This is a genomic window from Pauljensenia sp. 20925_1_34 (assembly GCF_041432775.1).
In the GTDB taxonomy this organism is placed as follows: domain Bacteria; phylum Actinomycetota; class Actinomycetes; order Actinomycetales; family Actinomycetaceae; genus Pauljensenia.
Genome location: NZ_JAPWAG010000044.1, coordinates 1 through 9,370, shown reverse-complemented (window position 1 = coordinate 9,370; position 9,370 = coordinate 1). Strand labels below are relative to the sequence as shown.

9 protein-coding genes are annotated in these 9,370 nt (G+C 67.9%); 4 read left to right on the top strand and 5 right to left on the bottom strand.

Translation table 11 applies throughout. From position 1 onward, the window contains the following. The first annotated feature begins 435 nt into the window (after nucleotides 1-435). Nucleotides 436-1,725 (top strand): gephyrin-like molybdotransferase Glp, encoded by a 1,290-nt coding sequence (gene glp / locus O3669_RS10585; protein ID WP_371524780.1) that lies wholly within the window; start codon nucleotides 436-438, stop codon nucleotides 1,723-1,725. 303 nt (nucleotides 1,726-2,028) lie between these two features. After that, the gene (gene moaC, locus O3669_RS10580) at nucleotides 2,029-2,502 is read left to right on the top strand and encodes a cyclic pyranopterin monophosphate synthase MoaC (protein WP_295920871.1); all 474 of its coding nucleotides are present in this window, start codon (nucleotides 2,029-2,031) and stop codon (nucleotides 2,500-2,502) included. A 144-nt stretch (nucleotides 2,503-2,646) separates the two neighbouring features. On the opposite strand, the gene O3669_RS10575 is transcribed toward moaC, so the two are convergent. Together O3669_RS10575 and tadA are read right to left on the bottom strand one after the other, a co-directional pair. Beyond that, nucleotides 2,647-3,138, bottom strand: a complete 492-nt coding sequence (locus O3669_RS10575) for a molybdenum cofactor biosynthesis protein B (RefSeq protein WP_295967225.1) — start codon at nucleotides 3,136-3,138, stop codon at nucleotides 2,647-2,649. Between the two features lies 1 nt (nucleotide 3,139). Beyond that, the gene (gene tadA, locus O3669_RS10570; protein WP_371524777.1) at nucleotides 3,140-4,360 is read right to left on the bottom strand and encodes a tRNA adenosine(34) deaminase TadA; all 1,221 of its coding nucleotides are present in this window, start codon (nucleotides 4,358-4,360) and stop codon (nucleotides 3,140-3,142) included. Between the two features lie 203 nt (nucleotides 4,361-4,563). Between tadA and upp the strand changes: the two genes are divergently transcribed. Beyond that, on the top strand, nucleotides 4,564-5,202 hold the full coding sequence (gene upp, locus O3669_RS10565; RefSeq protein WP_295967230.1) for a uracil phosphoribosyltransferase: 639 nt from the start codon (nucleotides 4,564-4,566) through the stop codon (nucleotides 5,200-5,202). A gap of 245 nt (nucleotides 5,203-5,447) precedes the next feature. Continuing rightward, a complete protein-coding gene (locus tag O3669_RS10560) occupies nucleotides 5,448-6,002 on the top strand; it encodes a YagU family protein (protein WP_315284600.1) in 555 nt (184 codons plus the stop codon). A gap of 165 nt (nucleotides 6,003-6,167) precedes the next feature. Here the strand turns inward: O3669_RS10560 and O3669_RS10555 are convergent, their stop codons facing one another. The 3 genes from O3669_RS10555 to O3669_RS10545 form a co-directional block, all read right to left on the bottom strand. After that, the gene (locus O3669_RS10555; protein ID WP_295967234.1) at nucleotides 6,168-6,989 is read right to left on the bottom strand and encodes a MetQ/NlpA family ABC transporter substrate-binding protein; all 822 of its coding nucleotides are present in this window, start codon (nucleotides 6,987-6,989) and stop codon (nucleotides 6,168-6,170) included. An 89-nt stretch (nucleotides 6,990-7,078) separates the two neighbouring features. Then, the gene (locus tag O3669_RS10550; protein ID WP_371524774.1) at nucleotides 7,079-7,825 is read right to left on the bottom strand and encodes a methionine ABC transporter permease; all 747 of its coding nucleotides are present in this window, start codon (nucleotides 7,823-7,825) and stop codon (nucleotides 7,079-7,081) included. Next, the gene (locus O3669_RS10545) at nucleotides 7,822-8,844 is read right to left on the bottom strand and encodes a methionine ABC transporter ATP-binding protein (RefSeq protein WP_314770499.1); all 1,023 of its coding nucleotides are present in this window, start codon (nucleotides 8,842-8,844) and stop codon (nucleotides 7,822-7,824) included. The genes O3669_RS10550 and O3669_RS10545 overlap by 4 nt, the downstream gene beginning before the upstream one ends. Nucleotides 8,845-9,370 lie beyond the last annotated feature (526 nt).

Genomic DNA, 9,370 nt, shown 5'->3' with positions numbered 1-9,370 from the left:
ACCCCCATACACAGAAAAATTGACAGGCTCCTATGGTCGCAATTCCCCCCGCGCACCCACCCACAACCGCCAACCACACATCCACAGCAGGCCCAGCCACGCACCCACAGCAGGCCCAGCCACGCACCCACAGCAGGCCCAGCCACGGCCCCAGCACAGCCGCCAACCCACACCAACAGGGGGTTTTACTACCATAGACACCCCGCCACGGCGTGTCGCCGGCGTGTCGCAGCCCTATGGTCGCAATTCCCCCCACACACCCACAGCAGGCCCAGCCACGGCCTCGCCCCTGTAGATTTCGCGCCACGAACCTCCGGTTGCCATTGCGCACGCCTCGCGGAGGGCTCCCCTGCGCAGCACGGGCGCCTGGCCGCCCTGGCGACATCGGCTCCCTCTCAGGCACCCGCAGACTCGGCGCACCCCTACACTGGTGTCATGCATGATCCGACGCTGTCCACGATGGAGCACCGCGACCTGATTGAGGCGCTCGCGCTCAGCCATATTCTCCCGCACGACATGGTGCCCGCCGAGGAGTGCTTGGGGCGGCGCTTGGCCGTGGACCTGAGCGCGCGGATCCCGTTGCCGCCCTTCACGAACTCGGCGATGGACGGTTTTGCGCTGCGTCGGGCTGACCTGGAGGGTGAGGGGCCGTGGACGCTGCCGGTCGTGGCGGACGTTGCGGCGGGCGACACGCGCGAACACCACCTGGAGCCCGGCCAGGCGATGCGCATTATGACGGGCGCCGCGCTCCCCGACGGCGCGGACACGGTCGTCAAGGTCGAGCACACGGACCACGCGCCCGGCATTGCTCAGGCACCCGCGACAGTCCAGATTCGCGTCGCCCCGAAGCTGGGTGCCAACGTGCGCATCAAGGGCGAGGCCCTCGAGGCGGGCTCCCCGGTCCTCAAGGCAGGCCACCTGCTGGACGGCACGGCCCTGGCGGCGGCGATCTCGGTGGGCCACGGGACGCTGCCTGTGTTACCGCGCCCGCGCGTCATCGTGGTCTCGACGGGGACGGAGCTCAAGCGGGCGGGCGAGGCCCTGGAGCGCGGCCAGATTCCTGACTCGAACGGCATCCTGTTGCGCGGCCTCGTGGAGGATGCGGGCGGCCGGGTGGTCGCTCACCTGCGTACGGGTGACACGCCGGCCGAGCTCCGGCGCGCGCTGGATGCTGCCCCCGACGCGGACCTCGTGATTACTGCGGGCGGCATCTCGGCCGGCGCCTTTGAGGTCGTGCGCCTGACGTTGGGCACGGACGCGGGCTTCCACCACGTGGCCCAGCAGCCGGGCGGCCCGCAGGGCGTGGGTTCGACGCCTGTGGGGTGCGAGGGCCGCGAGACCCCGATCATCTGCCTGCCGGGCAATCCGGTGTCCGTGTTTACGACCTTCCATATGTACGTCGCCGGCGCGCTGGCGGTCATGTCGGGCCTCGTGCTCCCCGAGCGCGGCGCGACCGTGCCGAGCGCGGTCATGGCCCGCGCGCGCGTGGGCTGGGATTCGCCGGAGGGGAAGACGCAGTTCATTCCGCTTCGTTTCGTCGACGAGGCCGTGGCTGACTTCCCGGGTCAGGCTCGCTCGCGTTGGGTGGAGCCGGTGCACGCGATGGGCTCGAAGTCGCATCTGGTGGCATCGCTGGCGCACGCGCAGGGCATTGGCGTGGTCGCACCGGAGTTCGCGGCGGTCGAGGAGGGCCAGGAGTTGGCCGTCGTGCAGCTGGTCGGCTGACGCGCGAGGACCGGGCTCAGGCGGGACCCGCTCCCGCGGACCGCAGCCCGCAGCCCACAACCCACAGCCCGCAACCCGCAGGCCCCAGCCCACAACCAGCAGGTCACAAGCTGACACTCGCGCCGGTCGCCGCCCGGCCAGCGCCCCCAGCTCACAACCTGCAGCCCACAAGCGGCAGCCCACAACCAGCAGGTCACAAGCTGACACTCGCGCCGGTCGCCGCTCGGCCAGCACCCCCAGCTCACAATCACAATCACACTCACCATCGGCACTCACCGGTGTCGCCCTATTGAAAGGACAATCATGAAGTTCACGCATCTGAATGAGGAGGGCGCCGCCTACATGGTGGACGTGACCGCGAAGAGTCCGACGGTGCGTCAGGCGAGCGCGGTGTGCCGCGTGGATTGTTCGCCCGAGGTCATGCAGGCGCTGCGCGACGGCACGGTCCCGAAGGGTGATGTGCTGGCGGTGGCACGTGTGGCGGGTATTGCGGCGGCGAAGCGCGTCCCCGAGCTTCTGCCCCTCGCGCACACGATCGGTGTGCACGGCTGCGCGGTGGACATCTCGCTGGAGGATGATCACGTGTCGATCCGCGCGACGGTGCGCACGGCTGACCGCACGGGCGTGGAGATGGAGGCGCTGACGTCGGTGACGGTCGCTGCCCTGGCGATTGTCGACATGGTGAAGGGTGTGGATCGTTCCGCCCGCATCACCGAGGCGAAAATCGTCGCGAAGTCGGGCGGTCGCAGCGGCGACTGGGTGCGCCCGGAGGACTGATCGGAGGCCACCGACGAGGCCTGGGCCGCCCGGGGCGTTCACGCTCGCCGGGCGGTCGCCTCGCATGAGGGCCCGAAGTGGCAGGAGAACGGTGGCGGGTCCGCAGCGGCGGAATCGCGGAGCGGCCCGCACGCACGGGCGCGCTCACGCGCGCGGGTGGTCTCCGCCTGCGAGCTGGTCGAGGATGTGGGCGACGAGGGGGCCGATGACGGCGACGGCGTCGGTGACGCCGCCGCGGGAGCCGGGTGCGTTGACGACGAGTGCGCCCGCGTCAGATCGCGCCGTGACGCCGACGAGGCCTCGTGACAGGGCGGCGGAGGCGACGGTTGTTTCTCCGCGGCGGCGGATAGCGTCGGCGAGTCCGTCGATGCGGGTGGCCAGGAGGGGTTCGGTGGCTTCGGGGGTGACGTCGCGGGGTGCCAGTCCGGTGCCGCCGGTTGTGAACACGAGGCGGGCGCCCGAAGCGGCCGCGGAGGTGATCGCAGCGCGGATGGCGTCGATGTCGTCGGGGATGATGTGGACGGACGCGCTGACGCCGTGTTCGGCGAGGAGGCGCGCGGCGAGGGGGCCGGAGAGGTCCTCGGCGGTGCCCGCGTGGCAACGGTCGGAGACGGTGATGACGCGTGCGGGGATCATGTTAGTGGCGGGCGTTGCCGCGGCGGCGCGAGGATCGGCGCACGCGGATCCCGGAGGTCACGGGGTCGACGTCGCTGAACTGGCGCGGCGAGAGCTCGTAGTCGACGCGGCGCGCGGTCTCGGGTTCGAAGGCTTGCGGCAGCGGGCGCTGGGTGCGCGTGGTGGTGCGCTGCTGGGCGCGCTGGGGGAAGACGGGCGGCGCGGGCGGCACGGTCTCGGCCACGACCTCGACGACCTGAGGGGCCTCGACGACCTGAGGGGCTTCGACGACCTCGGGCTTGGCGTCGGTGCGCTTGGGCTGGGCGGGCGTGTAGATTCCGGCGGGCACGGTGGCGGTGGGGCGCACGTGCACGGGGCGGATCTGGGGCACGGACTTGGTGATGGGGCCGCGCGTGTTGCGGGGGGCGACGGCGGGCAGGAGGGGCGCGGCGCTGCGGTAGGGCGGCTGCGAGGCGGGCGCGTTCTCGGCTGCTTCGCCTGCGGCGATGTCGGCGGGGTCGTCGCCGTTGCCGGAGACGCGCTCGGAGAAGGGGCGTCCTGCGCGGCGCGGCAGCGGCGCGGCGGTGTCGGCGCGGTGGCTGGCGGGCGTTGCGGGGAGGAGCGCCTGTCCGGTGCCCGCGTCGTGCTTCGGGTAGGCGCGCTCGGGGGCTTCCTCCGGGGACGAGGCCTTGGCGGGCTTGTCCGCGCGTGCAGCCTTGGCGGGTGCGGGGGCGGGCAGGTCGCCGGGCTCGTGGACGGGTGCCTCGATGACGGGCATCTCGTTGGCGGCGCGACGGCCGAGGAAGAAGGAGCGCAGCTGCATGGCGGCTTCCTGGGCGAGGACGCCGCCGATGACCTCGGTGGGGTGGGGCATGCGGGCGTCGCGCAGGACGTCGCGCAGGGAGCCGGCTGCGCCGGCCTTGGGGTCCCAGGCGCCGAAGACGACGCGGTCGACGCGCGAGGCGAGGATGGCCCCGGCGCACATGGTGCAGGGCTCGAGGGTGACGATGAGCGTGCAGCCGCTCAGTCGCCACGTGCCCAGGGCGCGGGCGGCTTCTCGCAGGGCGACGATTTCGGCGTGACCAGTGGGGTCGTGGTGGGCTTCGCGGCAGTTCCAGCCTCGACCGATGATGCGACCGTCGGCGTCGACAACGACGGCTCCGACGGGGACGTCTCCCGTTTCACGGGCGCGATTTGCCAGGAACAGGGCCTTGCCCATCGCTTCACGGTACTGCTCATTCACTGTCACCCTCCTAGCTTACCGGCCAAATCAACATTGGGGGAACCGGAGCTAACGGTGGGGCGCGAGTCGATTGTGACACCTGAGTTTGACAGTTGGTCAGCCTGCGACCTGCAAAGACCGTCGCCGATTCGCGCGGACCGGCCGGGGCCTCGTCCCTCGGTAACGGGGTGCGCGCCCGTATGCGAACGAGGTAGCCTATAACCATGCGCCTCCACGTAGCTCATCACCCCCTGATCGCCCACAAGCTCACCGTCCTGCGCGATCGCAACACGCCATCGGCGACGTTCCGCCAGCTCGTTGACGAGCTGGTCACCCTGCTCGCCTACGAGGCGACCCGCGAGGTCGCCGTGTCCGATACCCCAATCGAGACCCCCGTTGCTCCGACCACCGGCTTGACGCTGTCCGAGCCTCGCCCGATTGTTGTGCCCGTCCTGCGCGCGGGTCTGGGCATGCTCGAGGGTATGACCCGCCTGCTGCCCACCGCCGAGGTCGGCTTCCTGGGCATGCGTCGCGACGACGACACGCTGGAGATCGAGACCTACGCGAACCGACTGCCCGATGACCTGTCGGGTCGCCAGTGCTTCGTGCTCGACCCCATGCTGGCCACGGGCCACACGATGGTTGCCGCCACCAACTACCTGTTCGAGCGCGGCGCGAAGGACGTCACCTGCGTGTGCATCCTGGCTGCCCCCGAGGGAGTTGCCACGCTCGAGGCCGCGATCGGCGACCGCGCTGACGTCAACGTCGTCGTCGCCGCTGTCGACGAGTGTCTCAACGATAAGTCGTACATCGTGCCCGGCCTGGGCGACGCGGGTGATCGTCTGTACGGCATCATCGACTGACGCCCGGTGGCTGCCGCGCGGGAGCGCCCGAAGGGGCGTGAGTGAGCGCGGGATTGACGAGAAAACCCGTGTGGGGGAGGGACGGAAGTCCCTCCCCCACACGGGTATATTCACAGGTCACGGGCCCAAAATATACCGAATCGGCTATTTTTCACACGTCTTGCCTGGCAGGACGCTCATATGACCTTGCGCACGAAGAGGTTCAAAGTCTCGAAATTTCAACTAGCTGCTTTCATGCTTGTCACATGGCACTCATTCAGACCAATCCCAAGCGCCGCAAGTATGGCGTCGCAGCACTCGCAGGTGTTCTCGGAGGCATCGTCTCCGCGATCGTGAAGTTCGGATGGGAGGTGCCACTGCCCCCGCGTACACCCGTCCGTAACGCAACCAACCCGCCGCAGCAGCTCCTCCAGCAGCTGGGCGTCCCGGAGAGCGTCACTCACCTGAGCTACACCTACAACGGCAATGAAGGCCTCCCCTGGATCTCCTTCATCGTCCACTTCGCCTTCGCCATCGGCTTCGCAGTCATCTACTGTGTGCTCGCCGAGCGCTTCCCCCAGATCAAGCTCTGGCAGGGTGCCGCCTTCGGGATCGTCGTGTACGTGGGCTTCCACGTCATCCTCATGCCGCTCATGGGCACCGTCCCCGCGCCGTGGGACCAGCCCTTTGCGGAACACTTCTCTGAGTTCTTCGGCCACATCATCTGGCTGTGGGTCATTGAAATCTTCCGCCGCGACCTGCGCAACCGCATCACCCACGAGCCGGACGCCGAGTTCCCCCTCGAAACGCGCACCAACTGATTCGCCCCGCAACTCGCGGCACAACAAACGGGTGGGCCCCGGAACCTCACGGTTCCGGGGCCCACCCGCATCAGTGCTCAGCCTTCGCGCGGCCAGCCCGTCGGATCACCGGCGGTCCACCCGCCGCGCCCTCACGCCAGAACGCGCCCCGGCCTCGTCAATGAATCAGAACGCCGGGATGACCGAGCCGTCGGGCCAGGTCTGCTCGATGTACTGCTTGACCTCGTCAGAGTGCAGGAGCTGCTCCAGCTTGGCGATGGTCTCCGCCTTGGCAGAGCCGTTCTTCCACACGAGGACGTTCACGGCCGGGTTATCGACCGGGGACTCGACGACGAGCGCGTCGGAGGAGATGGACTTGCCACCCTCCTGGGCGAAGTTGCCGTTGATGACCGCGTAGTCGTAGTCATCGAGCGAGCGGACCAGCTGCGGGCCATCAACCTCGGTGAAGGTGAAGTTCTTCAGCTTGGTGACGGTGTTGATGTTGACGTCGCCGTCGCCCTCGGGGATCTCAACGAGACCCTGCGTGGCCAGCAGCTCCAGAGCGCGCGCCTGGTTCGACGTGTCAGAGATGATGCCGATCGTGCCGCCATCGGGCAGCTCGTCGAGCGACTGGTGCTTGTTGGAGAAGATGCCGAGCGGCTCCAGGTGGATGCCCGCTCCCGCCTCGAAGTCGTAGCCTTCCTGCTTCTCAGCGTTCTCCAGGTAGGGGACGGTCTGGTAGAAGTTGGCGTCGAGCTCATTTTCGTTCAGCGCCTTGTTGGGCTGGACGTAGTCGGTGTACTCGACGACCTCGATCTTGATGCCCGCATCCGCGGCCAGGTTGTCGTTAATGTAGTTCAGGATCTTCGCGTGCGGCGAGGGGGTCGCCCCGACCTTCAGGGTGTTGACGTCGGAGGGGGTGGAGGAGGTGGAGCCGCCGGAGCAGGCCGCCAGGCCCAGAGAGGCAACGGCCGCCAGCGCGAGGGCCGCGACAGAGCGATGACGCATAGTGGTTCTCTTTTCTGTGTGTCGATGGGATGGGACGAGGCCGAGGTGGCCTCAGGTAGATGAGATGGTGTCCGCGGTTTCTCAGCTTCTCAGCGCGCGCGGTGGTCGAGACGACGCGAGATGAGGTCGCCGATCAGCTGGATGACCTGGACGATCACGATGATCGCGACGACGGTTGAGATCATGACGTCGTCCTGCCATCGGTTGTAGCCGTAGTTGATAGCCATCTGGCCCAGGCCGCCGCCGCCGACGGCACCCGCCATCGCGGAGTAGCCGATGAGGGTGATCGCCAGGGTCGTGATCGATTGGACGAGGGCGGGCATGGCCTCGCGAATGAGGACTCCCCAGCGGATCTGGCGGTTCGAGGCGCCCATCATCTGGGCGGCCTCGACCTTGCCGGGGTCGACGGCCAGGAGGTTCGTCTCCACGAGTCGCGCGAAGAATGGCGCGGAGAGGATAACCAGCGGCACGACGGTGGCCAGCGAGCCCGTGGACTTGCCGACGATCGCCCTCGTGACCGGGATCAGCATGATAATGCCGATGATGAAGGGCAAGGAGCGCACGATGTTGACGACGAAGGACACGGCCTGATAGACACCCTTATTGGGGGTCAGGCCACCCTTGCCGGTCTGGACCAGGACGAGGCCCAGCAGCGTTCCGATGACGACCGCGAAAACGGTGGACAGGCCCGTCATCATGAGGGTCTCGAAGATCGCGGGAACGAACTTCTGGGTCAGTGCCGGGTTGTCGAACCACGTCGGGTCGCCCTTGCCTGTGGGCACGAGCGCCTGCGCGGCGGCCTGCACGGTCGCACTCGCGAGATGTGCGGTGATCATTGGTCCCTCACTTCCGCGTGGACGTTGTTCTTGCGCAACTGCTCGATGATCTTGTCAGCGTGGTACGCGGGGACGGTCAGGGCCAGGCGACCGACCTGCACGGATCCGAGGGATTCGAAGGTTCCCGCGGTCACGTCCGCGCCCATGGACGAGGCCAGGTGCAACACAGTCGCACCCGTGGGCACGCCCGGGTGCGAGGTGAAGACGACGTCGAGGAGGACGCTGTCCTTCCAGCGACCGTCAAGGGTGGCAGCACCCCCGGCGGTCGACTCCGATTCAACGAGCGGCATGGGAACCAGCTCGCGAGCAAGCGGGGTCCCCGAGTCGGCGACGACCTCTTCGAGAGTGCCGGTCTGCAGGACCTGGCCGTGGCCGAGAAGAGTCACGGAGTCGCAGATCTCTCGCACGACGGACATCTCGTGGGTGATGATGACGACGGTGACGCCGGCGACATCGCGGATCTCGCGCAGCAGCGAGAGGACCTGCGCGGTGGACTCGGTGTCAAGCGCGCTGGTCGGCTCGTCGCACAGGAGCACGGCGGGCTCATCGGCCAGGGCGCGGGCGATGCCGACGCGCTGACGCTGACCGCCGGACAGCTGGGATGGATAGGAGTCGCCGCGGCCCTCAAGGCCGACGAGCGCGAGGAGTTCCTCGACGCGCGCGCGGCGCTGTGCAGCGGGGACGCCCGCCAGCTTGAGGGGGTAGCCGATGTTCTCGGCGGCGGTGCGCGCGTCCAGGAGGTTCGCGGCCTGGAACACCATGCCGATACGGCGACGCGCGGCGCGCAGTGGCTTGCCGGACAGGGCGGCCAGGTCGTGGCCGTCGACGACGATGTGTCCCTCGGTGGGTTTCTCGAGGGCTGTCAAACACCGAATAAGGGTGGACTTGCCTGCGCCGGATCGACCGACGATGCCGTGGATCGAGCCACGGTCAACGTGCAGGTTCACCCCATCGAGGGCGACGACTTGGCCGCCGTTTTTCACGGGGTAGACCTTAGACACCCCGGTGAGGTCAATCATGAGCTTCTCCGTTACTGGGCCGTTCGGCCCGCACAATCAGCATATGGGGGCGCCACGCGGGCGCGCTCGGCATGCCGTTACAAAACTCCGTATCGTGGTTAAACCCTCACTGATCGGCCCACATGTCGGTTCCGCCTCCCCGAACGCCGGTGCCCGGGACGCCCCGGCCCCGGCCTCGTCCCGGCCTCCGACCTCACCCCGGTCTCGCCCCGACCTCGCCCTCCCCAAAAGTCGCACGTAATTTGGGTACCCTCACTTTTCTTAGGACTCAAGAAAACGTTGCAATCCCAACGATCCGATTTCAAAACTTGAAATAGCCACAGGGGAATTACGTGCGACATTTTGGGGTAACCACCTCATAAACCCCGGCCACCAGGTCCCAACGATGCGGAGCCTCGCCCCACCTCAACCCAGCCCCCGACCTCGCCCCGGCCTTGCCCCGGCCCCGTCCCAACCTCGCCCTCCCAAAAGTCGCACGTAATTTGGGTACCCTAATATTTCTTAGTACCCCAGAAAACGTTGCAAT

Coding starts and splice junctions, on each gene's coding strand:
- glp (WP_371524780.1), top strand. CDS start 436: ATGCATGATCCGACGCTGTCCACGATGGAGCACCGCGACCTGATTGAG.
- moaC (WP_295920871.1), top strand. CDS start 2,029: ATGAAGTTCACGCATCTGAATGAGGAGGGCGCCGCCTACATGGTGGAC.
- O3669_RS10575 (WP_295967225.1), bottom strand. CDS start 3,138: ATGATCCCCGCACGCGTCATCACCGTCTCCGACCGTTGCCACGCGGGC.
- upp (WP_295967230.1), top strand. CDS start 4,564: ATGCGCCTCCACGTAGCTCATCACCCCCTGATCGCCCACAAGCTCACC.
- O3669_RS10560 (WP_315284600.1), top strand. CDS start 5,448: ATGGCACTCATTCAGACCAATCCCAAGCGCCGCAAGTATGGCGTCGCA.
- O3669_RS10555 (WP_295967234.1), bottom strand. CDS start 6,989: ATGCGTCATCGCTCTGTCGCGGCCCTCGCGCTGGCGGCCGTTGCCTCT.
- O3669_RS10550 (WP_371524774.1), bottom strand. CDS start 7,825: ATGATCACCGCACATCTCGCGAGTGCGACCGTGCAGGCCGCCGCGCAG.
- O3669_RS10545 (WP_314770499.1), bottom strand. CDS start 8,844: ATGATTGACCTCACCGGGGTGTCTAAGGTCTACCCCGTGAAAAACGGC.